The following is a 24942-nucleotide window of genomic DNA, read 5'->3' as shown; positions in this document are numbered from 1 at the left end:
CGCGGCACGCCGCCGGAGATGAGACCGGTCGTTAGTGTCGCGGGCGACATTTCCGCACCTCTGAGCGTCCCGCTTTCCGCTCCGAGCCCCGCAGCGCCGGCGGTCCGATCGCGGGCGTCCGCTTCGAGACGTACGACACGCCGAAAACGAGTAGCACACTCAGTTCGATCGCTCCTCGGCGGGAGCCGAGTCGTTGGCCGGTGGTCCCTCCTCGCTCACGTGCTGTTCTATCCGTTCCATGGCCCGTCGAGTGCCACGGAGCTCTTCTACCAGTTCGTCCATCCGTTCGGCCGTCGCGGTGTCGACGGCCGGTTCCATCGTCTCGTCGCCCGGCGGACTCAAACGTCGGTTTTCGGCGGCGTACTCGTTGGTCAGGCCGGTGATCGTCTCTCGGACGCTGCGGGCGTTGTCGACGTTCCGGAAACTGACCTCGGCGCCGGAACTGCCGGCGGTACTGATGTCGATACTGCCGAAGCCGAACTGCTTTCCCCAGAAGGACTGGCTATACTCTGTGTTCTGAATCTTATCGAGTGCGACGCTCTCGATGTTCGTTCCCAGGACGCCCTTCTTGACGTACAGGGACTTGTCGGTCACTACGTAGTCGGTGTTCTTCAGCGAGAGCCACGAGAACGGGAGCATAAGCAGGATGAGAAAACCGATGAGGACGACCGTGAGGACCACTCCCCAGACGGCTGTCCCGACGATACTGACCGGAGCGGGTTCGCCTATCCACTGGATTTCCTCGTCGTCGTCGAGCGAGAGCCACTCGGGCACCGCGCGGTCGGACGGCGTCGATGCGGGGGCGTCGGATTCGGTAGTTGCTGCTGCCATGGGCCTACTGTAGGTGACGTTCGACGGTTTCCGCGGTTTCGCGCAGTGCCGTCGCCTCGTCGACGAGGGTTTCGATCGTTTCGGGATCGACGCCGCCGTGGCCCCTCCCGGGTTCACTTCGACTTCGATCGCCGGCCTGTGCGATCCTCTCCCGGAGTTCGGTACGGAGCTCGTCGGGGTCGTCTAAGTCCTCGATCGACATCTCGACTCCACTCCCGCCGGCCGTGCTGAGGAGGATCGTCCCGTAGTCGAAGACGTTGCCGAAGAGATTCTTCTTCAACTGCGTGTTCTGGATGTTGTCGATGCCGATTCGGGTGACGTTCTCCGACCAGACGCCGGTCTTCTTGTAGACGTTCTCGTCGGTGAGGAGGTAGTCGGTGTTTTTCGTCCGCAAGTACGCCCGAACGGGGTTGGCGGCTTGGAGTAGCGTCCAGAGGACGGCGACACCCCACACCGCCCGATTCGGGATGGGAAACTCGACGTTCAGAACGGATGTGAGGACGAACGCCACCACGAACGCCGCTACCGACCAGACGGCGAACGACGCGACGTTCGAGACGATTCGTCGCAACCGCGGCTTCCCCGTCCAGACGACTTCCTCCCCGGCATCGAGCGAAAGCCACTCGGGTACTGTTACCATACATCACGATTAATATCGATCGAGATATAAATTATGGCTATCAGAACGCCGTCTCCGCGTGGTGGACCGGTCTCGGGACCTCCCCGCCCACGTATCCGCTCTCCACCGCTCTGGCCTCGTATTCAGCACGCCGTTCGACGCTCGCTCCGACTGGGTCGCGCTCACCCCCGGTTCGGACGGGAGGTGTCCCGGGACTGCGCGTCACGCGAACCACCGGCGGATCACCGTCCGAGGTGTTTCGGGCCGGGCGTCGCCTCGATCCCGCCGACGTAGTGCCCCCGCATCGAGCGCATACGTCACCTCCGGACCGAGGCGGTCTATCGTCGCTGTCTCTCAAACGAGGCGGTCACTCCTCGGACTCAATAGCCACCAGCCGGTTTGACCGGGGTTCCATCGGGGTTCAACACCCACCAGACATCGTTGGCTCCCTGGCCCGTTGCATCGCCCGGCTCCTCGTCCGGGGCAAAGTAGTACAGTGGCCACCCGCCAGCCATCACCTGGCGCTCACCGGTCTCGCGTTCGAAGGCTTCCAGGTCGGCAGCCACACCGTCCCCGGCCACCGGTGTATCGGCGACCGTGAGCGGTGGCCAGTTGGTAGCACAACTGTCGTAACAGCTACTCATGGCTTCGCCCCGTGTGTCTTGATCGAACATGTAGAGAGTCATCTCGTCGGGACCGACCAAGATATCGCCATGTTCGGAATGGGACCGGACCTGTACGGTCGCATCCGCTGATTCCGCCGTTGTCGAGTCACTCGCGTTCGCGTCCTGATCGTCCGAATCCGTCTCTGTGTCCTGGTCGTCCGTCTCATCGGGAGCCGTCGTTTCTCCGTCTTCGACCGGTGTGGTCTCGTTATCGCCTGTGCATCCAGCGAGGCAGAGGCTCATGCCACCGGTGACGATGACTGTGCGTCGTTTGAGACCCATGGCTGAACTGGAGTCGTGATTGCTGTTGAGTATTTTCCGAACTGAGTCCAAACTTCGTCCAACATCACCGGAGAGTCCCGATTAGCGTACGGTGATGCGGGTCAAAATAGCGAGTGCGCCAAGTTCGAGGCCACAGAGCATCGTCATACCGATCTGAACGTCGGTGCCGGCGTTAACGAACCAACCGATGAAACCGGAATGAACGAGGTAGAAGAAGACCCACAGTCCGTTCTCGACGAGCAGAAACACGGCGAATACGAGGAGCGCAAGCGTGTGGTCGGCACCGTGTTGACGGTAGTTGCGAAACCAGATGAAACTGAGAACCAGCAGTAAGAGGACGTTCACCACCGCAACACCCCGAGTGATCTCAAGCCAGATTGCCATCGTTCCTCCGTTGGTCATACTCGGCTAAATGCGCTGTCCAAAGTTCGTCCGAACTCATGGGTTCTCCTGATCGACTGTTTCGAAGATCTCCTCGATAACGTCCCAGTTGACTCTGGCCTGATCTGTAATCAGATACGTGGTGGCGTAGTCGTCGTCTGTTCGTCTGACGATGTTGTTGTCCATCAGAACGTCGAGATGGTGGCGAATTGTCGTGTAATCCATGTCCAGTTCCGTCGCAAGCTCATTCGCATTCCGCGGGCGCTCATCAAGTGCTCGGAGAACACGGACTCGTGTCGGCCCTCCGCGAGAACTCGCAAGCAGATGCCACAGGGCCCCCTCCATCTACCAGAGGTTGTTTCAGAGGGTTTGTAAACACTCGGCAGTCAGCGGTGTCAACGGGAAGGAAGGGACCCGCCTTCGTCTGGACCCCTTACCCGATCCGAGGGGGTCCGCTCGGGAGAAGGCCTGCTGCGAGACGCGCGTCGTCTCCAGCGAACCGGCCGAACCGTATCACCGCTTGAGGCTTTCAACGGAACCGTTGCGTCTGCGATCAGTCACGCAGCACCAGCGGTCCGATGGCGAGCGTCCGCTTCACGAGGGTGAGGACGCGAAGCAGGTAGGAGACGAAAAGCGAGAAGGGGAGGAGCGTGACCGCGAACGCGCCCCCGACGACGAGCGTCACGTGGTCGATCCCGAGCGTGCGTCCCGGGAACGTCCCGGCGTCGACGACCGCGAGCATGAGGCCCGAAACGACCAACGCGGGCACCGCGGCGTAGAGGATCTGCCGCGAGAGGTCGATCAGCGCCCACTGGAAGTACAGCGTCTTGACGTGTTCGCGAGCGGGACCGAACAGCGACAGCGACTCCTTCAGCTCCCCGAGCAGGTCGCGCTCGTCGTCGGTGAGCGCGTCGCCGTGGTCGTCGAGGATGCGCTCGGCCCGTCCGATCTTCGGACTGTAGTCGAAGTTGAGGGCAGCGAACACCACGTCGAAGGTGCCGAACTCCGTGCCGTCGAGCTGGTCGCGCACGGCGTCGGCGTTCTCGACGGTGCCCGCGGTGAGCTCGTCGACGTCCTCCCAGAGGGCGGCCTCGTCGGGTCCGTCGCCACCGCGCTCGCGGACCGACTCGCGGAGGTCCTCGGCGCGCCGGGTCGCGGCCCCGAGGATCGCGTCGAGGAACGCGGCGGGGTTCGTGGGCGCCGGGGAGCCGGTCAGTCCCGCGACGGAGTCCCGGACCGTGAGCGTGTCGTTCATGCGCTCCTGCTGGTCTCCGAGCGGGCCGTTCTCCTGCGTGAGCACGACCTGACCGATCGTGACGACGAGCGTCGCCCCCGTGACGATCACCGTGATCATCGAAGCGAACAGCGTCTCGATCGGGTCGCTCGCTCCGACCTTCTCGGCGAGGGACGGCGAGAAGGCGACCGCCACGGCGACGAACGCGACGAAGACGGCGACCGTCAGGACTCCCGCGACGACGAGCCGGTTCGCGCGCAACAGCAGCCAGAGCTTCATCCGGTTCTCGCCGGCGCGCTCTCGCATCGTGTCGGCGGTACTCGCGTCGCTGTCGGCGTCGTCGGCGTCTTCGGCGTCGTCCGCGCTCGACGCCGTCTCCGATTCACCGCTCATCGCGGTTCGACGGCCACCGAGCGGTCGTCGACGTAGTGGGTCGCGTCGGCCCCCCAGATCACCGCCGTGCCGGCGGCGAGCCCGACGGCGCCGAGCCCGGCGCTCTTCCGGAGCAGACCGCGTCGTCTCACGGCGTCTCACGTCCGTCCATAATGAGCGACACGACGCTCGACCGACACATAAGTACCCGGTGCGTTACGGGTCGCGTCGAGCGGCTCCGAGACTGGATCCGGATCTGGTTTCCGGATCCGGCCCCGGGGTCGATTTTAACACCGCCTTTCGAGAACGACTACGCACATGGCTCTTGGGGGGTCGACCGTCCAGTTCGCGATCATCGCGCTCACCGTCGTCGGCCTGTGGATCGGCGCTCGGGCCCTCGTCGACTCGACGGTGCGGATCGCTCGTCGGTTCGGCGTCAGCGAGCTCACCATCGGGCTGACGATCGTCGCGATGGGGACCTCGACGCCCGAGCTCGTCGTGACGGTCGACGCGGCGCTGGCGGGGCTCGGCGAGATCGGCGTCGGCAACGTCGTCGGCTCGAACGCCTACAACCTCGCGTTCATCCTCGGCGCGGTGTCGCTGCTGCGGGTGATCCCGGTCGAGCGCTCGCTGGTCCACCGGGACGGCGTCGCGCTGGTACTCTCGACGCTGGCCGGGTTCGCGGTCCTGTTCGACAGGACCGTGACCGGCGTCGAGGGCGCCCTGTTGGTGGGGTTATTCGTCGCGTACACTACCTATCTGGTCCGTGACGAACGCACCGCGCACTCGATCGAGACGGAGTACGCGGAGTCGCGGGTCACCGGCGCGATCCCGACCGGGTTCTCGCACCGGGCCCGCGACGCGCTGCTGCTCGGCGGCGGGCTGGCGGTCGTCCTGGTCAGCGGGCACTTCATGGTCGAGGCCGCGTCGACGCTCGCGCGCGGGGTCGGTATCTCCGACTGGGTGATCGGGGGGACGATCGTCGCGATGGGGACCTCGACGCCGGAACTCGCCGTCTCGCTCGTCGCGATGCGACAGGGCCACGTCGGGATGTCCGTGGGTAACGTCGTCGGGAGCAACGTGTTCAACGTGCTCGGGATCCTGGGGATCGCCGCTCTCCTCCGCCCGCTCGCGGTCGGCGGCGCGGCGATCGAGACGCTCCTCTGGCTGACGGTCCTCACGGTGCTGATGGTCGCGGCGCTGTGGTCCGGACGACGGCTCTCGCGCACCGAGGGTGCTCTCTTCGTCTGCTCCGAGCTGGCCCGATGGGTGCTCGGGCTCCTACGGATCTTCGGGTGATCCCGTCGACGCTCCGCACCCGTCGTCGTCGATACCGAATCGCCCCCGTCGCAAGTGACAACCCCTCGCTCGCCGAAGTGGTCGCTACATGTCGACGAACGCCGACGTCAGCGTCACCCTCGCCCGCAACGCCACGGTCCTCGCGACCGTCGACGAGACGACCTTCCTCGTCGATCCGCTGTTCGCGCCGCAGGGCGCGTTGCCGCCGATCGACGACACGCCGAATGACCGCGCGAACCCGCTCGTCCCGATGCCCGACGTCGACCTGGCACACGACGCGGTGATCGTCACCCACCGCCATCCAGACCACTTCGACGAGGCGGCGAAAGCGGAGCTCGACGCGGACGTCCCGCTGTTCTGTCAGCCCGCCGAGGCGGACGCGTTCGTCGAGGAGGGGTTCACCGACGTGCGGCCCGTCGAGGACGCGGCGTCGTTCGCGGACGTCACCCTCCACCGGACGCCGGGCCGTCACGGGCACGGGGAACTGGCCGAGCGGATGGGGCCGGTCTCCGGGTTCGTCCTCGAAGGCGACGAGACGCTGTACCTCGCCGGCGACACGGTCTGGTACGAGCCGGTCGCGGAGACGCTGGACCGGTTCGAGCCCGACGCGGTCCTCCTCAACGGCGGCGCGGCGCGGTTCAACGAGGGGGAGCCGATCACCATGGGCGTCGACGACGTGGTCGCCGTCCGCGAGGCCACCGACGCCGCGGTCGCCGTGGCCCACATGGAGGCGATCAACCACTGTCTGCTCTCGCGGGAGGAGCTGCGGTCCGAGACCGAGGACGTGCTGGTCCCGGAGGACGGGGAAGCGATCGAGCTGTAGCCGCGTCGCTGTTCGAAAGCGGCGTTTCGAAGAAGGTCCGGGTGCGAGAATCGAACCCGAGCGAGACTCGCTCCGCTCGTCTCGCATGATTCAATCTCGCCTTCCGGACTTTTCGCTCCTCACTCCGTTCGTCGGAAAAGGTCCGGGTGCGAGAATCGAACCCGCGTCTCAGCCTCCACAAGGCTGAAGGATAGTCCACTACCCTAACCCGGACACGCGTCGATATCTATCCCGCTTTGATAAATAACCGTTACGACTCCCGGACGTGCGTGTGACGCGGTAGCGTCCGGTGATCGTCTCCGTCGGTCGGGACGCCAATTGCCCCGACGACCACGCCGCTTTTACTCCCAGCCGGCGTATCCGCGGGTAACCGTGGCGTTCACCGACAAGATCTACGTGAAGAACCACCGGCAGCTCGCCTCCCAGCTGGAGACGAACATCCCGAAGGGGGCCTTCGCCGGCGCGACCCTCGACATGCTGTTCACCGGCGACGGGCTCTCGAAGCTCGACGAGACGACGCGGGACCGGATCCTGGACTTCGCGGAGGACTTCCTCGACTGCGACTGTCAGGCGAACCCCTACTGCGGCTGCCCGGAGGAGAAGTTCATGCGGTACGTGTTGGAGCTCCGGGCCGAGGGGCTCGGTCCGCAGGCGATCGTGGACGTGATGAGCGACGACTATATGGTGTACGCCTACACCGGCGACGTGCTCTCGTTCCTCGACGACTCGGTGCGGCAGCTTGAGGCGATCGAGACCCTCGCCGACGTGGAGAGCAACGAGGAGATGTCGGACCGGGCGCGGAGAGCGAAGCGGGAACTGTCGGGATAAGTCTCGGAGGTCGTTGTTGAGGTAACTGTCGATCGCTTATAAGTCGCTGATGCTGGATCGGCGGCGAACACCTCCAAAGCCCCAGCCGCGAGGACTCGGTGCGGTCGCTGCGGTCCTCAGTCGGTCGCTCCGCTCCCTCCTTGCGGTCCTTGCGTCCCGCGCCTTCGTCCTCGCGGCTGCCCCTTTGAGTCCCACCCGCCCGCAACCGCACAGCCTCACACCTCCCCAGCCTCGTCGCTGGCGGCTGCCGCCGCCAGCGACTCCCTCGCGCGTGCTCCTCGCGGCCGCCGTCGGCGGCCACTCGGAGGCACGCGCCCCGCCCGATCTTTATAAGTAGAAACGGATCTGTGAAGGTCCTCGCCTCGCACGTCGCGTTCCCGCCTTCCCGGAGCGTCCGAACGGTCTAAGTGCGCTCAAACCCGAACTCGACCAATGAGTCTTCGGCCCGCGTGGCTGACGTTCAGGCGATACGCGGCGGCGACGACCGGGATGACCCTGGTGCTGTTCGCGCTCGGCGTCTACACCGCGGCGACCGGCTCGGGGCTGGCGTGTCAGGCCCAGTGGCCGCTCTGTTCGGACCAGCTCATCCCCACGTTGACGATCAACCCGGACTTCATCGAGTGGTTCCACCGCGTGTGGGCGATGGTCACCGGCTTCCTCATCATCGGGGTCGCCGGCTGGACCTGGTTCGGGGGTCGGGATCGCCGAACCCGGCTGGCGGCGACGCTCGCGGTCGCGATCCTCCCGCTGCAGATCACGGTCGGCGCGATCACCGTCACGGTTGGCGGACTCGTTCCCGGCGGATACACGGTGTCGACTCACGCCGCCCACCTGATCGTCGCGCTGGCGATCTTCACGCTGCTCGGACTCGCGACGATCTGGGGCGGCGGCCGCGGTTCCCCGCGGCTGCTCCGGGCCGCGGTCGGGGTCGCCGCGGTCGGGATCGTCGCCAGCGCGGTGTTCTCGCGGGCGGTCCCCTTCGTGACCTACTCGCCGGGCGCGCAGGCCGGCTTCTACGCGACCGGGCTCGCCGGTCACCTCGGGCTCGTGGCGGCCGTCGCGTACGCCACCGAGGCCGTCAACGGCGGCTACGCAGGGGTCGACCGGTCGACCGCGAAGACGGTCCGCCTGCTCGCCGCCGGATCGATGGCCGCGCTGGTCGGCACCCTGCTTCTGGGCCGCGACCTGGTGTTGTACACCGCGTTCTGGCAGCGGCTCAACCTCGTCGCGCTCGGCGTCGCCGCCGCGCTCGCGCTCGGCGCCGCGTGGGTGGTGAAAGGGCTCAGTTCCGAGGGGACGACGACGGGGCCCGTCCGGAGCGACTGAGTTCGTCCGGGGAGGTCGTCTGAACCCCGCCGCCGCGACTGAACCCCGCCGCCGCGACTGCCTTCTCGACCGTCCGCTCGCGGTCGATTCCGTGCCGATTTCCCAGTGACGTACCGGCCCGATCGACGAAGAACCCGCCGGAACGGGTGCGACGACCCGCCCGAGGAGGAAAGGTTGAAATCGGTTCCCGTTCTCCCACCGGTATGTCACGCCGCACGCGGACCGACATGAGCCGTCGGACGTACCTGAAGCTCACCGGAGCGTCGAGTGCCGTCGGACTGACCGGAGTCGCCGGCTGTCTCGGCGGCGGCGGGAGCGGCACCACGATCACCCCGGGGACCGCGCCCGGTTTCCCGCCGTTCGAGATGCAGGAAGACGGCGAGCTGATCGGCTTCGACATCGACCTGCTGGAAGCCGTCGTCGCCGAGACCGAGTACGAGCTCGCCGAGTGGGAGACCTTCGAGTTCGACTCGCTCATCCCGGCGCTCACCCAGAACGAGGAGATCGACGTGATCGCGGCCGCGATGACGATCAACGAGGAGCGCTTGGAGACGATCGCCTTCTCCGACCCCTACTGGGAGTCCGATCAGGCGATCCTCGTGCGTGGGGGCGGTAGCTTCCAGCCCGAGTCGTGGGAGGACTTCGAGGGCGTCAACGTGGGCGCGCAGTCGGGGACAACCGGGGCCGGACAGGTCGAGTCGAACCTCATCGAGCCCGGCCTCGTCTCCGAGGACGACTACCGCACGTACGGTAGCTACGTTCTCGCGGTCGAGGACCTCGAAAACGAGAACATCGACGCCGTCGTGATCGACACTCCCGTCGCGGAGACGTTCGCCGCCAACCGGGACGTCGCGATCGCGTTCGTCGAGGAGACCGGCGAAGAGTTCGGATTCGGCCTCCGGCAGGGCGAGTCGGAGCTCCAGTCGTCGCTCAACGACGGTCTCGCGACCGTTCGCGACGACGGTACGTACGAGGAGATAACCAACACCTGGTTCGGGCAGGAGTAGGATGTCGGTCGCGGGGACGCTCGCGCTCGCGGCGGTCGAGAGCCTCGGCGCCGCGGCCCGGGCGACGGCCGTGGCCCCACCGACCGGGCTCTCGACCGCGTTCGTCGGCGACGCCGTCGACTGGGAGTTCGTCTTCAGGAACGCCGACTACCTCGGTGTCGGCGCTCTGTTGACCATCGGACTCACGGTCGCCTCGATCCTCCTCGGCTTCGTCGTCGGGTTCCCGGCGGGCGCGGTCGAGGTGTACGGCGACGGGTATCTCAAACGGGCGGTGAACGTCGCGGGCGTCGTGCTGCGCGGGACGCCTATCGTCGTGATCCTCATCGTGATGTACTTCGTCGTCGGGGTGCCGCAGATCAACCTCGGTGTCGTCTCGATCTCCTCGGCGATGACGGCCGGAATCTTAGGGCTCGGCCTGCGCAGCGCCGCCTACCAGTCGCAGATCTTCCGGGCGACCCTCGCCAGCGTCGACGACGGCCAGCTGGAGGCGGGTCGCTCGCTCGGGCTCTCGCGGTTCGAGGCGGTCCGGTACGTCGTCGTCCCGCAGGCCCTGCGCCGGTCGATCCCGGGCTTTCAAAACGAGTTCACCATCGTGTTGAAGGACACGAGCATCGTGTTCGCGATCGGGCTCGCGGAGCTGCTCACCCGGGGATACGACCTGTTCTCGGAGCAGACGACCGCGGTGCTCGAAGTCATTCTCTTCATCAGTGCAATCTACTTCGTCCTCACGTTCACGACGAACCGCGCGCTCGACCGCCTCGGCAGCTACTACGCGATTCCGGAGGGGGAGTCGACGTGAGTGACGACGACTTCCTCCGCGTGACGGACGTCTCGAAGTGGTACGGCGAGGAGCAGGTGCTCCACGACGTCTCCTTCGAGATGGACCGCGGCGACGTGACCGTCCTCATCGGGCCGTCCGGCTCCGGGAAATCGACCATGCTGCGGTGCGTCAACCGCCTCGCGGAGGCGCAGGAGGGCTCGATCCTGCTGGACGGCGAGGAGGTGCTCTCGCCGGACCTCGACGTCGACGAGCTCCGCCGCGAGGTCGGGATGGTGTTCCAGGGGTTCAACCTGTTCGCGCACCTCACCGCGGTCGGCAACGTCGCGCTCGGTCCGCGGCGCGTGCTCGGCCTCTCGGAGACGGAGGCCCGCGAGCGCGCCGAGGACCAGCTGGAGCGCGTCGGGCTCGGTGAGCAGTTCGACTCCTACCCCGCCGAGCTGTCCGGCGGCCAACAGCAGCGCGTCGGCATCGCCCGCGCGCTGGCGATGGAGCCGAAGCTGATGCTGTTCGACGAGCCGACGAGCGCGCTCGATCCCGAGCTCATCGGCGAGGTGCTGGAGGTGATGCACGGGCTCGTCGACGAGGGGATGACGATGCTCGTGGTCACCCACGAGATGAGCTTCGCCCGCGCGGTCGCCGACGAGGTCGTCTTCTTGGACGACGGCCGCGTGGTCGAACGCGGGCCGCCCGAACAGCTGTTCGAACGCCCCGAGGAGGAGCGGACCGGCCGGTTCCTCGAACGGATCGCGAGTCACGACTGATGTCGAGCGCGACGAGACCCGCGACGGTCCGGGAGCGCGTGGCCGAGTCCGACCGCTCCGTCGGTCGGCTCCTCCTCGTCGCCGCCGGCGCGTTGTTCTGGGGCTGGCTCGCCGTGAGCTGGGTCAATCGGTGGCTGGGCGGGGTTCTCGTGCCGGTCGGGCAGCCGCTGGTCCCGCCTGCCGCCGTCGAAGCGACGCTCGCCGGAGTTCCCGGGCTCGCCGCTTACGCGGCCGACGCCGCCTTCGTCGTCGAGATGACGCCGGATCTTGCGCGGGGGACGTGGCTCACGGTCGTCATAACCGGCGTGAGTCTCGGGCTGGGGTTCGTGATCGCGGTCCCGCTGGCGGTGACCCGCGTGTACGGTCGGTTCTCGTCGTGGGTCTCGCTGGCGTACACGGAGCTGCTGCGAGGCACTCCCCTTCTGGCGCAGCTGTTCGTGCTCTACTACGGGCTCAACCTCGCGAGCTACGTCCCCGGCGCGGTCTCCGGGGTGTTCGCGCGTGACGTGGTCTGGGTGGCGATCCTCGGGTTCACGCTCAACGGGGCCGCGTATCAGGCCGAGTACATCCGCGGCGCCTTAGAGAGCGTCGAGGAGGGACAGATCACCGCGGGCCGGGCGATCGGCCTCTCGAAGCTGGAGACGATCTACCACGTCGTGCTTCCGCAGGGGCTCCGGTACGCGATCCCGTCGTGGACCAACGAGTTCGTTTACCTGATCAAGTACTCGTCGCTGGCGGGGTTCATCACGGTCCCCGAGCTGTACTACCGGGCCGACCAGATCGCCGCCGAGACGTTCCGGTACACGCTCATCTTCCTCGTGACGGGAGCCATGTACCTCGCCTTGGTCCTCACGGCGTCGAAGCTGATGGTCCGCGTCGAAGATCGTGTGGCGATCCCCGGGCTCGGCGCCGGAAGCGAGGAGTGAGGCGCCGGGCTCGGACGGCGCTCACCCCCCGAAGTCGGTGACGACCTCGACGCCCCGGGCGTCGTACTCGCCCATCGCGGCGAGCCGGTCGGAGACCTCCGAGAGCGCCAGCTCGTCGCTCACCAGCGCGGCGGGGTCCACGTCGGTCGCCTCGACGAGCGCGAACAGGTCGTCGTAGCTGGTCGGCGGCATCCCGCGCGAGCCGACGAACGACACCTCCCAACGGGTCATCCAGTCGGTCGGCAGCGACACCTCGCCGCGCTCGGCCTCGGTGGTCAGTCCCACCTGCACGTGGGTCCCGCGGGGGCGCACGGACCGGACCGAGTTGCGGCACGTCTCGGCGATACCGAGCGCGTCGACCGAGACGTCCGCCCCGCCGTCGGTCAGGTCCCGGACCCGGTCCGGCACCGCCTTTTCGCCGTCACCGAGGTCGGTCGGGTTCACGGTCTCGTCGGCGCCCAGATCCCGGGCGAGCGAGAGGGCTTCGTCGTCGACGTCGACGGCGACGATCCGCGCGCCGAGCGCGTCGCCCAGCTGGACCGTCGAGAGCCCGACGCCGCCGCAGCCGTGGACGGCCAGCCACTCGCCGCCGCCGAGGCCGGCCCGCTCCGCGAGGGCGTGGTAGGCCGTCATGTACCGACAGCCGAGCGCGGCCGCTGCGGTCGCGTCGAGCCACGGCGGGCGCTCGACGAGGTTGTAGTCGGCGTCCGGAACGGCGATCCGCTCGGCGAACGCGCCGGGGGCGTCGGGCTCGAAGCCGAGCGCTCGCCCGTCGTCGCAGACGTTCCCGTGTCCCCGGCGGCAGCGCGGGCAGGTACCGTCGCCGAGCGAAAACGGGACGACGACGCGGTCGCCCGGCGCGAATCGATCGACCGAGTCGCCGACGGCGACCACCTCGCCGGCGGGCTCGTGGCCGAGTACCTGCCCGCGAGGGACGCGGTCGTCGGCCCACTCCCCGTGGCCCGCCCACGCGTGCCAGTCGCTTCGGCAGACGCCGCAGGCCGCCACGTCGACCACGGCGCCGTCTGGGTCGGGCTCCGGCCCTGGGACCTCGCGGACGTCGAGCGGTTCGCCGTACTCGCGGAGGATCGCTGCGCGCATACCGGTACCACAATCCAGCGTGAATTAAAACTGCGCTCCGGACGCATACGGCGTCAGACACGTGATTCGAACGTGATACGATATCAGCGAGACCTGTCTATGAACTTTGTTTTCACCCACTAAACGCTCTTTTAACGGCTTTAGGGAGCGTATTATGAAATTTCAACGATCGAGTTACTGGTAACTAAACTGGTATTTGAGAAAGGTTTATTATTCTACAGAAATTGTACTACGTGTGACACAGCCGATGGAAGGTCGACCGGGAGTCGCGTACCGTCGACCGGACGGCGACCCGACGCGGCTTGTCGTTGAGGCCGCCGGCGAGTCGCGTCTGAACCCGGAGACCCTGACGCGGTCTGACTGGCTCCGGATCGTCGAGCCGGACGACAGAGAGCGGCTTCGCGACGCGCTCGACGGGGGCGCGGTCGACGTGACGTATCGGCTCACGGTCGGTGACGAGTCCGAGTGGATCCACGAGCGCGGCGCGCGCGACGAGAGCGGCGACGTCGTCGGATACCTCTTCCCCGCCGACGACCGGGTCCAGCGCCGCAAACAGCTCGAACAGCAACGGGAGCGGTTAGAGGAGTTCGCCAGCGTGGTCTCCCACGACCTGCGGAATCCGCTCTCCGTCGTCGTCGGGAACATCGAACTCGCCCGAGAGTTCGACGGGGAGGAGGCGGACGAGCGATTGGACCGCGCGCACGACGCGCTCGACTACATGGACGACCTCATCTCCGACCTCCTCGCGCTCGCTCGCGAGGGCCGATCGGTCGAAGAGACCGCGACGGCCGACCTCCGGACCATCGTGGATCGGGCGTGGCAGACGGTCGGTGCCCCAGAAGGCGTCGTCCTCGTCGTTGACGAGCCCCTGCCGTCCATCGAGTGCGATCGGAGCCGGCTCCGGCAGGCGTTAGAGAACCTCTTCCGCAACGCGATCGAACACGGGACGTCGGAATCGACGGAGAGCGATTCCGTCGAACGGGGTGCCGGAAGGTCGACCGACGACATCGACACCGAGACGTTCGGTGGAGACACCACCGCTCGCTCCGATTTCGACGGACCCGTCCCCCGTTCCGGGAACGACGGTTCCGAGGGCGCGACCGACCGCGATCCGTTGCTACGGGTGTTCGTGGGACGGCTGCCGGACGGCTTCTACGTTGCCGACGACGGCACGGGGATCGACCCGTCGGAGCGCGACGCCGTCTTCGAGCCGGGCCACTCGACCGACAGAGACGGGACCGGTTTCGGGCTCTCTATCGTCGAGCGCATCGCGGAGGCCCACGGCTGGGAGCTCTCGGTCACCGAGAGCCGGGCCGGCGGCGCCCGGTTCGAGTTCTCCGATGTCGACCTCGTCGACTCCGAGGAAACCGACGTCGCGGACGCCGCGCCGAACGTGCGTGTCGATCCCGGATCCGGCGGATCCGGTTCTCGCAGCGGATCGGAAACGCCCCCGAGCGAATGAGCGCTGCGGGGGATCGTACGGGCTGATCCGACGGCCGTCTCCCTTCAGACGAAGTCGCTCAGCCCCGCCTGTCCGTCGTCGCCGCCAGCGTCGTCGTCCTCGTCGCCCTCGTCGTCTTCGCCGTTCCCGTCGTTCTCGTCCGCACCGGCTGTCGTCCCGTCTGGGGCTCCGGCGTCCGACGGGTCGGTCTCGTCCGCCGCGCGGCGGCCGCCGGCGAAGGCCCCCTCGGCGTGGTCCTCCATCCGCTCGTCGCGGAGCGCTTGCGCGTCCTCGACGACCGACGCCACCTTGTTCGTCGACTCGCCGGACCCGGTGACGAAGGCGACGCCAGCCTCGTCGAGGTCGTAGGCGGCCGCCATCGCGACCGTCAGCTCGCGGGGCTTGCAGTGGTGGGTGACCGCCTGCAGGAACGGGAGCACCTCACGGCGCGCTGTCGCGACGCTGCACCCGCTTTCGGCGGCGATCTTCCCGACCAGCTCATCCGCAGTCGCGTCGGAGGAACTCCAGAACTGCGGACGGCCGTAGCGCGTCCACCCCCCCTTTTCGCCGTCACGCGCGGCGGCGACGCCGGCGGCCGCGTTGTCGGTGGCGTAGCGCCAGTAGGTGTAGTTCTGGGTGGCCCGGACGCGCCCGAGCCACACGTCGGCGTTCGCGAGGAAGTCGTACGCGCGGACCGACTCCATCGGGTCGTACACGTCGAGGACGTTGTTCTCGATCCATTTGGTGAGGTCGTCGGGGGTCTCGTCGACCGCGTACGCCGACTGGAGTGCCTCCTCTGCCGACTCCTCCTTGAGGACCGCGTCGAGGAACGGGAACAACCCGAGCGCCTTGTCGCGGTCGCCGGTGACCACGTCCTCGACCGCGATCGAGTCGCGGCCTTCCGTGGCGGCCTGCAGGTCGTTGATCGCGCCGCGCAAGTCGCCGCGGTTGCGCTCCGCGATCCGTTCGAGCGCGTCCGACTCGAACTCGATCCCCTCCTTCCGGCAGACGTCGCGGAGGACGGGGACGATGGAGCGAGCGGAGACGTCGCGGAACTCGATCTCCTGGGTGGCGTCCCGGAGCCCGCGCGCCATGTCGTAGTAGTCGTTGGCGATCAGGACGATGGGCTGGCCCGACTCCTTGACCAGCTTCGTGATCGCCGAGGCCCCGCCGCGGTCGTAGTTGCCGTGAATGTTGTCGGCCTCATCGAGGATAACGAGCTGGCGCGAGGCCGTGTCGCCGCCGGCCGCGCCGCCCCCGGCCGCGCTCCCGCCGAGAGTGGCGTTGCGGGCGGCCCGGCCCGCGAAGCGCTCGATGACGTCGGCGGTGCGCTGGTCGGAGGCGTTCAGCTCGACCGTCTCCCACCCCATGTCGTTCGCGAGCGCGTGGGCCGCGCTCGTCTTCCCGACGCCCGGGCTCCCGTGGAGGACGACGGCCTCGCGGTGATCGTCCCACGAGCGCGCCCAGTCCGCGAACGCGTCGCGGGCCTTGTCGTTGCCGCGGACCTCAGAGAGGGTGCTCGGGCGGTACTTTTCGGTCCAGTCGGCCATTACCGGTGCAAAGAGCGAGCCGCGTTTAGTGGTTGCGGAGCCACTCGTTGCAGGCGCTCGGCGGTCCGGCCGTGCGCGTTGGTGACGCCGTCGTCGAGTCGCTCCGACGTGTCACCGCCTTCGATCCCTCAGTCGGCCGCAATGGCCGATTCGTCGCCGTCGAGCGCTGGACGGCCGACCAAGCGGTCGAACGAGAGCGGGCCGGACCCCAGCGTGAAGACGGCCGACGCCATTCCGAACAGCGCGACGTGGGCGAGGACGGGGTCGTCCGGGAGACCGAACAGCGTCGTCGTGAACAACACGAACGAGAGCGCGGCCGCGCCGCGGGTGAAGAACCCGGCGATCAGCGCCACACCGACCGCTATTTCCGTCACGCCGGCGCCGACGACCCACAGTCCCGGATCGACGGGGACGACCGACGTGAGGTCGTACTTCTCGACGACGAGCAGCGCCCTGCCGGGGTCTGCGAGCTTCTCGATGAGCCCGAGATACACGAACGTGACGCCCATCCCGACGCGGAGGATCGTCGGGACGTACCGGCGCAGTGAGCCCGTCGACGCGTCGAGGAACGACTTCAGGTGGTGGACGGGGTCGACCCGACCGTAGTACGACCCCGGTGTGCTCGCGACCGCTAACAGGATGTCGTCGGCGCTCGGCCGACCGCCGCCAACCATCACGAGCGCGATCAGCACCGGGACGTACTCCATCGCGATGACGACGGCGGGATCGACCGCGAGGAGGACCCACGCGTACGTTATTAGCCCGACCGTCGCGGCGATCCGCGTCGCGAGCCCGAAGAGGACGAAGAAACCGATCCCGATGAACAGCACCCGGAGGAACGGGCTCGACCCGGTGTCGAACGCGAGCGTCGGCGCGAACAGGTACCCCTGAAACCCGGCGCCGACGAGTGGGAGACCGATGGCGAGTCGCAGTATCCACGGGACGAGGTCGGCGTAGCCGGCGAGCGTCTGGCGGAGGACGACCACGTCGGTGATCGTCGGTCGTACCCAGAGATACACGGCGATCCCGACGGCCGTGACGAGACCGGCGCCCGTAAACACCGCGGCGTTCAGCGGCTCCGACAGCACCCCGACGGCGAACGCCACCGCGTCGAGCGGGTCCCCCGTGTCTTCGGTGACGTAATCGACGTGGGCCGCGACCGGTCTCGCGACGAGCGTCGCAAACAGGGCACACGCGGCAACGGCCGCTGGTCGGGAACGAACGGACATACTCCTTCTACGGGTTGAACGCACCTAACGGTGTTTCCCATAGACATTCGGGAGAAACGCTGAAACGCTCGAGATCTCCCTGTATCTCCGACGAGCGTGACTGGCCGGTGGGCCGGACAGGACACGTCACGCTATATCGACGCAATAGCAGCGAAGCTGGCTAATTTCGGGCAGATCGTGTGAGAATTCGCATGGGACCGCTGAGAGTCGAACTCAGGTCATACGGACCCCATCCGCATAGGATACCACTACCCCACGGTCCCTGTCTGCATCCGAAAAAACGAGAGTCCGGTAATTAAGGACTTCGTTTCACTCCTCGTCCGCCGACCACGACGGCCTCAGACGAGGACGCGCTCCAGCGAGACGACGACGCCGGACTCGGCGTCCGGATCGCCGACCAGCCGGCCGAGACAGACCGCAGCGCCGTCGGGGGTGTGGCAGGCGACGAGCGGGGGGTCGTCGCTCTCGTCACCGTTCTCGCCCGGACTCTCGTCGGTGTCGACACCGTCCACGTCGATGACGCCGGGGGCGTAGACTGGCGCGCCGGTAGCCACGTTGCGCGCGGCGGAGGGCGCGATCGTCACCGACGGCAGGTGGACCAGCGCGTCCTCGGCGGGGCGGACGACCTCGCGGAGGAGCGCGTCGTCGCCCTCCTCGGCCCACGCGAGCGCGTCGAAGAGGTCCTGTAAGGGATGCAGATCGCGGTCGTCGAACGGGTCGGTGGCGGTCCGGCGGAGGTGGCCCATGTGCGCGCCGACGCCCGTCGCGAGACCGATGTCGTGACACAGCTTCCGGACGTACGTCCCGGACTCACACCGGATTCGGATGAGGGCCTGCCGGCCGTCGACCTCCAGCACGTCGAGGTCGTGGATCGTGCGGGTCCGGAGCCGGCGGGTCACCGCGCTCTTGCGCGGCGGCTTCTGGTAGATCTCCGCCTCGAACTCGGCGATCACGTCGCGGAAGTCCGCAGGGGGCGACCCGTGAAGCTCCAACACCGAGACGTACTCCTTGCTCCCCTCCAAGAAGACCTGTGCAGCGCGGGTCGCGTCGCCGGTCAGCGTCGGGAGACAGCCGGTGACCTTCGGATCGAGCGTTCCCGCGTGCGCGACCCCGCCGATCGCGGGACCCTCGGGGTCCAGATTCGCCAGCGTCTCGATGATCGCGTCGCGCACCCACGCGGAGAGCTGGTGGGAGGAGGGGCCCGCGGGCTTGTCGACGTTGACGACGCCGAACCTGAGCAGCTCCGGGACCGAGCGCTCGCCGGGCGGGGCTCGGAGGGGGTCGTCACTGAGATCGGCGGCGGAGTCGTCGCCCGGATCGGTGTCGTCGGAGTGTCGGGTCATGCGGGGGTTGTGTGGAGTGTGGGGAGTGTGGATTCAGCGGTCAGAAGTCGTAGCTCACGCCCTCGATCGGTGCCTTTCCCTCGTCGGTCGCGGGGTCGTACGCGTCGATGGTCGCGACGAGGACGTCGATGAACGGCTCCGGTCCCCACCGGGCGGTGTTGTACGCGGCGTCGTAGATCGAGAGGTCGTCGATGTCGATGTCGTAGTACTCGCGGTAGCGCTTCTTCTCTGAGGCCTCGCGGCGCTCGGTCTCGGCCTTCGCGCGGTCGACGGGCTTCGCCTCGCGCTCGGCGATGCGCTCGGCGCGGATCGACACGGGAGCGTCGAACCAGAACCGGAAGTCGGCGTGGTCCGCCGAGAGCCAGCCGGCGAGCCGCGACTCCAACACGAGGTCGTCGCGGGTCGTGGCGATCTCGTGGAGTCGACCGTCCAGGTCTCGGTCGATCTGGGGGTCCTCCTCCGCGAACTCGTTGAACTCGACGGGAGTCATGTCGCGTTCGGCCGCCATCTCGCGGAAGATGTCCCCGCCGGAGACGTGATCGAGCCCGAGCCGATCGGCGAGCCCCGCGGCGTTCGTGCTCTTCCCGCTTCCCGGCGGGCCGGAGACGGTGATCAACATATCGCTACTGCGCGGGTGTCGTTCAAAACGGTTGTCGTTCGGCGCGCGGCAAGCGAGGAAGCGCGTCGGCGAGGTTCCGACGAGGCGCCGCCGAGCGTCGAAGCGTCCCTACTGATCCCGCGTCGCCGCGGTCATCGACCAGACCGCGACCGCGCCGAGCAGGACGGCCGGGACGAGCGGTAAGGCGAGGTACGTCGCGAAAAACGAGAACCCGAGCGCGCCCGCCGCGTACGGGTACACGTAGATGATCCCGGGGATGACGAGGATACAGGTGAAAAGCACCGCCGTCAGCGCCCACCCCTTCCGGCCGAAGCCGTCGGCCTCGGGCTCGGACGCGGCGGGCGCCGGATCGGACGCTCTCCGGCCGGTTCCGTCGCTCTCACCGCCGTGGTCGCCCCCGCCGTCGCTGACCTCGCCGGGCACGTGGACGTAGCCGCCGTCCGTGCTCTCGCCCGTGTCGCCGTCGGCTTCAGAGCTCACTGTCGGGTTTTACGACCACCTTGCCAAAGCCCTCACGGTTCTCGATCATCTCGTGTGCGCGGGCGGCCTCGCTCATCGGCAGTGTGTCGCGGACGTGCGGCTCGAACGTGCCGTCCCAGACGAGCTCCAGCACGTCGTCGACCTCGCCGGGCGTCGCCATCGTCGAGCCGATCACGGACAGCTGGTTCCAGAAGATCCGGTTGAGTCCGGCGTCGGGGTTCGGCCCGGTCGTCGCGCCACAGGTGACGAGCCGACCGCCCTTCGCCATCGACTTCAGCGAGTCGGGGTACGTGGCCTCGCCGATGTGATCGACGACGACGTCGACGCCGCGTCGCCCGGTCAGCTCGGCGATCTCCTCGGCGAAGTCGTTCGTCTCGTAGTCGATGACGTGGTCGGCGCCGCACGCCTCGGCGTGGGAGAGCTTCTCCTCGGTGGAGGCGGTCGCGAACACCTCACAGCCCGCGTGGTCGGCGATCTGGACGGCCGCGTGGCCGACGCCGCCGGAGGCGCCGAGGACGAGCACCTTCTCGCCGGCCTCGATGTCGGCGCGGGTCTGGAGCATCCGCCACGCGGTCTGGAAGACGAGCGAGGCGGAGCCCGCGACCTCCCAGTCGACGCCCGAGGGGACCGGCACGAGGTTCTCCGCGGGCACGGCCGCGCGCTCGGCGTGGACGCCGCGGACGTGCTCGCCGATGATGTGGAACGACGGGCAGAGCGACTCCTCGCCGTGCCGGCAGAACTCGCACTCGCCGCAGGAGACGCCGGCGCTCACGGCGACGCGGTCGCCGGGTTCGAAGCGCGTCACGCCCTCCCCGACGGCTTCGACGACGCCGGCCGCGTCGCTGCCGGGGATGTGGGGCATCTCCAGGTCGATGCCCGGCATCCCGCGACGCGTCCAGATGTCGAGGTGGTTCAGCGCGCCCGCCTTGACGTCGACGAGGACCTCGCCGCGGTCGGGTTCCGGGTCCGGGAACTCGCCGTACTCGATCACGTCGCGGTCGCCGTGGGCGTCGAACTGGACGGCCTTCATGGGAGGATCCAGCCGCGGCACCCACTAAACAGTACGCCAAACGGAACCGCCGGACCACGCGGGATTCCCGTTGCCGCCCTCGGCGAATGCTCGTTCTTCCGTGACAAGCCCTCACACCGGTGTGAATCGGGCGCATCCGTCCCGAGCCTTTCGTGATGTTTAAGTACCGAAAGGGGGACCATACGGATGCACGAACTGCAGGGGCGCCGGGTCCCGAGTCCACGAGGGCGATGATACGACGCGAGTTGCGGTAGCCAAGCCTGGCCCAAGGCGCAGGGTTGCTAACTCTGTGGCGTCACTGCCTCCGGGGTTCGAATCCCCGCCGCAACGCTCGAACGGACCGAGCACCGCCGGATTCGCGCCGGTAGGGCTCACCACAACCAACACATGAGCACGGAAGAATCACAGGACGACTCGCCGGAGGAGGAAGACCTCCAGTACTTCGTCCGGATCGGGGGCGCGGACCTCGACGGGACGAAGACGGTCGAGCGAAGCCTGTCCGAACTCGACGGCATCGGCACGCGCACGGCGCGGCTGGTCGCCGAGAAGGCCGACGTGGACAAGAACGCCACGTTCGGACTCCTCGACGAGGATGACCTCGACGCGGTGGTCGACATCGCCGAGAACCTCGAAGACCACGTCCCGTCGTGGATGACGAACAGACAGAACGACTTCTACTCCGGAGAGACGACGCACCTCGTCGGCACCGACGTCAACGAGAAACGTCGCCACGACATCAACCGGATGAAGATCATCGAATCGTACAAGGGCGTTCGCCACAAGCGCGGCCAGAAGGTACGCGGTCAGCGCACGAAGTCCACGGGTCGCTCGGAGGGGACCATCGGGGTCAACGTCGAGGAGATCCGCGAGGAGATGGCGGAAGAAGAAGCAGCGGGTGACGAGGAATGAGCACCGGCAAGAACACGAAGGGCTACGAGACGCCGAACCACCCGTACCAGGGCGAGCGCATCGCCGAGGAGTCCGATCTCCTCTCGCGGTACGGTCTCAAGAACAAAGAGGAGTTCTGGCGCGCCCAGTCCGAGCTTCGCAGCATGCGACGCGAGGCGCGTCGCCTGCTCGGCGAGGCGCAGGGCGACGTCGACGCCGCACAGGAGGCCGGCGCGGAGTTCGTCGCACGGCTCCGCCGCATCGGCATCCTCGGCGACAACGACGACATCTCCGCGGTCCTCTCGCTGGACGTGACCGACCTGCTCGAGCGCCGTCTCCAGACGGTCGCCTACCGGCAGGGGTTCGCGTCCTCGACCCAGCAGGCCCGCCAGTTCATCGTTCACGGCCACATCACCGTCAACGGCGCCCGCGTCACGCGCCCGTCGGTGAAGGTCGATGTGGACGACGAAGGCGCCATCGCCTTCGACGAGAACAGCCCGCTCGCGGACGATCTCCACCCCGAGCGCGCGGAGTCACAGGAGTAACCAACCATGAGTGAATCCGAGGACGGAAAGTGGGGCATCGCCCACGTGTACGCGTCGTTCAACAACACGCTCATCACGGTCACGGACGAGACGGGCGCCGAGACGATCGCCAAGTCGTCCGGCGGCACCGTGGTGAAGCAGAACCGCGACGAGGCGTCGCCGTACGCCGCCATGCAGATGGCGGAGGTCGTCGCCGAGCGCGTCAAGGACGCCGGCCTGGAGGGCGTGCACGTTCGCGTGCGCGGCCCCGGCGGCAACCTCAACAAGTCCACCGGTCCCGGTGCGCAGGCGACGATCCGCGCGCTTTCGCGTGCGGGCGTCGAGATCGGCCGGATCGAGGACGTCACGCCCATCCCGCACGACGGGACGAAGGCGCCCAAGAACAAGCGAGTCTGACATGACGGAAGACGACTTCGACGTCCAGTACGTCGAACGGGACGATCGCAGCGCGCGGGTACTGATCCGCGGGCTCACGCCGGCGTTCGCCAACGGCATCCGCCGCGCGATGATCGCCGACGTCCCGACGTTCTCGATCGACACCGTTCGGTTCGTCGAGAACTCCTCCGTCATGTTCGACGAGATGATCGGACTTCGGCTGGGGCTCGTGCCCCTGAAGACGCCGCTCGACGACTTCGAACTCGGCGACGAGGTCACCCTCGCGCTCGACGTCGAAGGACCGGCGACGGCGTACTCCGGCGACATCGAGTGCGCGGACCCGCTCGTCGAGGTCGCCGACGACAACATCCCGATCATCGAGCTGAAGGAGGGACAGCGGTTGGAGTTCGAGGCCGACGCGGTGCTCGATACCGGCAAGGAGCACGCCAAACATCAGGGCGGTGTCTCCGTCGGTTATCGTCACCTTCAGCGCGTCTCCGTCGAGGGCGACCTCGGCGAGTTCGACGACGACGAGCCCCGGATCCTCCGCGGCGTCATCGAGACGCCTGACGGGGAGATCGAGCTCACCGACGAGTTCGACAACGACCTCTCGGAGCGGTTCCCCGGGAAGGAAGTCAGCGTCGAGGATGTCCCCGGCGCGTTCGTGTTCCACATCGAGACGGACGGCTCGTTCGACGTCGAGGAACTGCTGCTCCGCGCGATCGACTCCATCGAGGAGCGCGCGGACGAACTACAGACGAAAGTCGCGGTCTAACGTAATGACGGACCTTCAAACCGCACACACGGCGCTCGCCCCTGCACGGAGTCACGACGCCGGGACCGAAAGTGGTTTGAAGGGAGCCGGATTACGCAGGAGTGCACGCAGGGATAGCCAAGTCAGGCCAACGGCGCAGCGTTCAGGGCGCTGTCCTGTAGAGGTCCGCAGGTTCAAATCCTGCTCCCTGCACTCCGTTTTCACTAACTCTCCACTTCAGGAGGGACAGCTATGAGTAGCAAGACGAATCCGAAACTACAGAACCTCATCGCCGATCTGAAGTCGGTCTCGCGCGATTCCGGTGCCAACGTATGGCAGGATATCGCCGCCCGACTGGAGAAGCCACGGCGCACGCACGCTGAGGTCAACCTGGGCCGTATCGAACGATACGCTCAGGAAGACGAGACGGTCGTCGTCCCCGGCAAGGTGCTGGGCAGCGGTGTGCTCGAAAAGAACGTCACCGTCGCCGCCGTCGACTTCTCGGGCACCGCCCGAACGAAGATCGACCAGGCCGGCGAAGCGGTGTCGCTCGAACAGTTCATTGAACAGAATCCCGAAGGGAGCAACGTCCGGGTGATCCGATGAGTCTCGCGAAGATCGACGCGGACGTCGTCGTCGACGCCCGAGACTGCATCCTCGGTCGTGTCTCGTCGAAGGTCGCCCAGCGCGTCCTCGACGGCGAGACGGTCGCCGTCGTCAACGCCGAGCGCGCGGTCATCACCGGCAACGAAGAGGCGACGATGGAGACGTACCACACCCGTGCGGAGCTCGGCTCCGACAGCGGGCCGTACTACCCCAAGCGCCCCGACCGGATCTTCAAGCGTGCCATCCGCGGCATGCTGCCGTACAAGACGGAGGACGGTCGCGAGGCGTTCTCGAACGTCCGCGTCTACGTGGGCAACCCCTACGAGCGCGACGATGACGTCGAGAGCGTCGTCCTCGACGGAACCTCGCTCGACCGCCTCTCGAACATCAAATTCACGACGCTCGGATCCATCTCCGAGTCTCTGGGAGCCAACGTCACATGGTAACTAACACCTCAGGCAAGAAGAAGACGGCCGTCGCCCGCGCCACCGTGCGAGACGGCGAGGGCCGCGTTCGTATCAACTCCCAGCCAGTCGAGCTGGTCGAACCGGAGCAGGCGCGGCTCAAGATGCTGGAGCCGTTCCGCATCGCGGGTGAGGAACTCCGCGACGGCGTCGACATCGATATCAACGTCGAGGGCGGCGGCTTCAGCGGCCAGGCCGACGCGACGCGGACCGCCATCGCGCGCGGTCTCGTTCAGCACCTCAGCGACGCCGAGCTGCGCGACGCGTACATGAACTTCGACCGCACGCTGCTGGTCAACGACGTGCGCCAGTCCGAACCCAAGAAGTGGGGCGGACCCGGCGCGCGTGCCCGCTACCAGAAGTCCTACCGCTGAGGTGATCC

At 67.4% G+C, this 24942-nt stretch carries 30 protein-coding genes and 4 tRNA genes; 18 read left to right on the top strand and 16 right to left on the bottom strand.

All coding sequences use genetic code 11. The features are described from left to right. Positions 1–159: 159 nt before the first annotated feature. The 7 genes from FGL94_RS08235 to FGL94_RS18790 all read right to left on the bottom strand — a co-directional run bounded on the left by FGL94_RS08235 (position 160) and on the right by FGL94_RS18790 (position 4536). A complete protein-coding gene (locus tag FGL94_RS08235) occupies positions 160–831 on the bottom strand; it encodes a PH domain-containing protein (RefSeq protein WP_144923250.1) in 672 nt (223 codons plus the stop codon). Positions 832–835: 4 nt separating this feature from the next. Continuing rightward, positions 836–1471 (bottom strand): PH domain-containing protein, encoded by a 636-nt coding sequence (locus FGL94_RS08230; protein ID WP_144923248.1) that lies wholly within the window; start codon positions 1469–1471, stop codon positions 836–838. A 359-nt stretch (positions 1472–1830) separates the two neighbouring features. Then, the gene (locus FGL94_RS08225) at positions 1831–2397 is read right to left on the bottom strand and encodes a hypothetical protein (protein WP_144923245.1); all 567 of its coding nucleotides are present in this window, start codon (positions 2395–2397) and stop codon (positions 1831–1833) included. A gap of 81 nt (positions 2398–2478) precedes the next feature. Beyond that, entirely contained in the window at positions 2479–2781 is a 303-nt protein-coding gene (locus FGL94_RS08220; protein ID WP_144923243.1) for a hypothetical protein, read from the bottom strand. A gap of 54 nt (positions 2782–2835) precedes the next feature. Beyond that, positions 2836–3123: a winged helix-turn-helix domain-containing protein gene (locus FGL94_RS08215; protein WP_144923240.1), complete on the bottom strand. Its 288-nt coding sequence runs from the start codon at positions 3121–3123 to the stop codon at positions 2836–2838. Between the two features lie 208 nt (positions 3124–3331). Then, entirely contained in the window at positions 3332–4405 is a 1074-nt protein-coding gene (locus FGL94_RS08210) for a hypothetical protein (RefSeq protein WP_144923237.1), read from the bottom strand. Next, complete coding sequence (locus tag FGL94_RS18790) at positions 4402–4536, bottom strand: hypothetical protein (protein WP_277752612.1); 135 nt, start codon at positions 4534–4536, stop codon at positions 4402–4404. The genes FGL94_RS08210 and FGL94_RS18790 overlap by 4 nt, the downstream gene beginning before the upstream one ends. Before the next feature lie 166 nt (positions 4537–4702). Here FGL94_RS18790 and FGL94_RS08205 point away from each other — a divergent pair, with 166 nt between their 5' ends. Together FGL94_RS08205 and FGL94_RS08200 are read left to right on the top strand one after the other, a co-directional pair. Continuing rightward, positions 4703–5683 carry a calcium/sodium antiporter gene (locus FGL94_RS08205; protein WP_144923234.1) on the top strand — a complete coding sequence of 327 codons (981 nt, stop codon included), beginning with the start codon at positions 4703–4705 and terminating at the stop codon, positions 5681–5683. A gap of 88 nt (positions 5684–5771) precedes the next feature. Further along, positions 5772–6506, top strand: coding sequence for an MBL fold metallo-hydrolase (locus tag FGL94_RS08200; protein ID WP_144923231.1), 735 nt, complete (start codon positions 5772–5774; stop codon positions 6504–6506). Between the two features lie 140 nt (positions 6507–6646). On the opposite strand, the gene FGL94_RS08195 is transcribed toward FGL94_RS08200, so the two are convergent. Further along, positions 6647–6719, bottom strand: a tRNA-His gene (locus FGL94_RS08195). A gap of 159 nt (positions 6720–6878) precedes the next feature. Between FGL94_RS08195 and FGL94_RS08190 the strand changes: the two genes are divergently transcribed. From FGL94_RS08190 to FGL94_RS08165, 6 genes are all read left to right on the top strand, one after another. After that, positions 6879–7334 (top strand): DUF5814 domain-containing protein, encoded by a 456-nt coding sequence (locus FGL94_RS08190; protein ID WP_144923228.1) that lies wholly within the window; start codon positions 6879–6881, stop codon positions 7332–7334. Positions 7335–7766: 432 nt separating this feature from the next. Beyond that, a complete protein-coding gene (locus FGL94_RS08185) occupies positions 7767–8660 on the top strand; it encodes a COX15/CtaA family protein (protein ID WP_144923225.1) in 894 nt (297 codons plus the stop codon). Positions 8661–8863: 203 nt separating this feature from the next. Then, positions 8864–9667: a basic amino acid ABC transporter substrate-binding protein gene (locus FGL94_RS08180; RefSeq protein ID WP_144923223.1), complete on the top strand. Its 804-nt coding sequence runs from the start codon at positions 8864–8866 to the stop codon at positions 9665–9667. A 1-nt stretch (position 9668) separates the two neighbouring features. Then, on the top strand, positions 9669–10466 hold the full coding sequence (locus FGL94_RS08175; protein WP_144923220.1) for an amino acid ABC transporter permease: 798 nt from the start codon (positions 9669–9671) through the stop codon (positions 10464–10466). Beyond that, the gene (locus tag FGL94_RS08170) at positions 10463–11209 is read left to right on the top strand and encodes an amino acid ABC transporter ATP-binding protein (RefSeq protein ID WP_144923217.1); all 747 of its coding nucleotides are present in this window, start codon (positions 10463–10465) and stop codon (positions 11207–11209) included. The genes FGL94_RS08175 and FGL94_RS08170 overlap by 4 nt, the downstream gene beginning before the upstream one ends. Then, complete coding sequence (locus FGL94_RS08165) at positions 11209–12135, top strand: amino acid ABC transporter permease (protein ID WP_144923214.1); 927 nt, start codon at positions 11209–11211, stop codon at positions 12133–12135. The genes FGL94_RS08170 and FGL94_RS08165 overlap by 1 nt, the downstream gene beginning before the upstream one ends. 21 nt (positions 12136–12156) lie before the next feature. Here FGL94_RS08165 and FGL94_RS08160 read toward each other — a convergent pair whose 3' ends face one another. Further along, a complete protein-coding gene (locus FGL94_RS08160; protein WP_144923211.1) occupies positions 12157–13236 on the bottom strand; it encodes a zinc-dependent alcohol dehydrogenase family protein in 1080 nt (359 codons plus the stop codon). Positions 13237–13483: 247 nt separating this feature from the next. Between FGL94_RS08160 and FGL94_RS08155 the strand changes: the two genes are divergently transcribed. After that, positions 13484–14698: a sensor histidine kinase gene (locus FGL94_RS08155; protein ID WP_144923762.1), complete on the top strand. Its 1215-nt coding sequence runs from the start codon at positions 13484–13486 to the stop codon at positions 14696–14698. 44 nt (positions 14699–14742) lie between these two features. Here the strand turns inward: FGL94_RS08155 and FGL94_RS08150 are convergent, their stop codons facing one another. From FGL94_RS08150 to FGL94_RS08120, 7 genes are all read right to left on the bottom strand, one after another. Next, a complete protein-coding gene (locus tag FGL94_RS08150; protein ID WP_144923208.1) occupies positions 14743–16227 on the bottom strand; it encodes a replication factor C large subunit in 1485 nt (494 codons plus the stop codon). Between the two features lie 128 nt (positions 16228–16355). After that, a complete protein-coding gene (locus FGL94_RS08145; RefSeq protein WP_144923205.1) occupies positions 16356–17456 on the bottom strand; it encodes a DoxX family protein in 1101 nt (366 codons plus the stop codon). Positions 17457–17648: 192 nt separating this feature from the next. Next, positions 17649–17719: transfer RNA gene (locus FGL94_RS08140), tRNA-Pro, on the bottom strand. Between the two features lie 75 nt (positions 17720–17794). After that, positions 17795–18799: an RNA-guided pseudouridylation complex pseudouridine synthase subunit Cbf5 gene (locus FGL94_RS08135; protein WP_144923202.1), complete on the bottom strand. Its 1005-nt coding sequence runs from the start codon at positions 18797–18799 to the stop codon at positions 17795–17797. A 40-nt stretch (positions 18800–18839) separates the two neighbouring features. Then, positions 18840–19418 (bottom strand): (d)CMP kinase, encoded by a 579-nt coding sequence (gene cmk / locus FGL94_RS08130; protein ID WP_144923199.1) that lies wholly within the window; start codon positions 19416–19418, stop codon positions 18840–18842. A 108-nt stretch (positions 19419–19526) separates the two neighbouring features. Next, complete coding sequence (locus tag FGL94_RS08125; RefSeq protein WP_144923196.1) at positions 19527–19898, bottom strand: hypothetical protein; 372 nt, start codon at positions 19896–19898, stop codon at positions 19527–19529. Continuing rightward, on the bottom strand, positions 19888–20928 hold the full coding sequence (locus FGL94_RS08120; RefSeq protein ID WP_144923193.1) for a zinc-binding dehydrogenase: 1041 nt from the start codon (positions 20926–20928) through the stop codon (positions 19888–19890). Before FGL94_RS08120 ends, FGL94_RS08125 begins: the two co-directional genes overlap by 11 nt. A 244-nt stretch (positions 20929–21172) precedes the next feature. On the opposite strand from FGL94_RS08120, the gene FGL94_RS08115 reads away from it, so the two are divergent. From FGL94_RS08115 to FGL94_RS08075, 9 genes are all read left to right on the top strand, one after another. Continuing rightward, positions 21173–21258 (top strand) — tRNA-Ser (locus tag FGL94_RS08115). 57 nt (positions 21259–21315) lie between these two features. Continuing rightward, positions 21316–21837 carry a 30S ribosomal protein S13 gene (locus FGL94_RS08110; protein WP_144923190.1) on the top strand — a complete coding sequence of 174 codons (522 nt, stop codon included), beginning with the start codon at positions 21316–21318 and terminating at the stop codon, positions 21835–21837. Further along, positions 21834–22361 carry a 30S ribosomal protein S4 gene (locus FGL94_RS08105; RefSeq protein ID WP_099255453.1) on the top strand — a complete coding sequence of 176 codons (528 nt, stop codon included), beginning with the start codon at positions 21834–21836 and terminating at the stop codon, positions 22359–22361. Before FGL94_RS08110 ends, FGL94_RS08105 begins: the two co-directional genes overlap by 4 nt. Before the next feature lie 6 nt (positions 22362–22367). Continuing rightward, on the top strand, positions 22368–22757 hold the full coding sequence (locus FGL94_RS08100; RefSeq protein WP_004046448.1) for a 30S ribosomal protein S11: 390 nt from the start codon (positions 22368–22370) through the stop codon (positions 22755–22757). Position 22758: 1 nt separating this feature from the next. Next, positions 22759–23511, top strand: coding sequence for a DNA-directed RNA polymerase subunit D (locus tag FGL94_RS08095; RefSeq protein ID WP_144923187.1), 753 nt, complete (start codon positions 22759–22761; stop codon positions 23509–23511). 107 nt (positions 23512–23618) lie between these two features. Next, positions 23619–23703, top strand: a tRNA-Leu gene (locus FGL94_RS08090). Positions 23704–23742: 39 nt separating this feature from the next. Continuing rightward, positions 23743–24096 carry a 50S ribosomal protein L18e gene (locus FGL94_RS08085; protein ID WP_008008421.1) on the top strand — a complete coding sequence of 118 codons (354 nt, stop codon included), beginning with the start codon at positions 23743–23745 and terminating at the stop codon, positions 24094–24096. Then, on the top strand, positions 24093–24542 hold the full coding sequence (locus FGL94_RS08080) for a 50S ribosomal protein L13 (RefSeq protein WP_144923184.1): 450 nt from the start codon (positions 24093–24095) through the stop codon (positions 24540–24542). The genes FGL94_RS08085 and FGL94_RS08080 overlap by 4 nt, the downstream gene beginning before the upstream one ends. Next, on the top strand, positions 24536–24934 hold the full coding sequence (locus tag FGL94_RS08075) for a 30S ribosomal protein S9 (RefSeq protein ID WP_144923182.1): 399 nt from the start codon (positions 24536–24538) through the stop codon (positions 24932–24934). Before FGL94_RS08080 ends, FGL94_RS08075 begins: the two co-directional genes overlap by 7 nt. Positions 24935–24942 lie beyond the last annotated feature (8 nt).

It is taken from the genome of Halorubrum salsamenti, assembly GCF_007671685.1.
Classification (GTDB): Archaea; Halobacteriota; Halobacteria; order Halobacteriales; family Haloferacaceae; genus Halorubrum; species Halorubrum salsamenti.
This window is presented reverse-complemented; position numbering and strand designations above follow the sequence as displayed.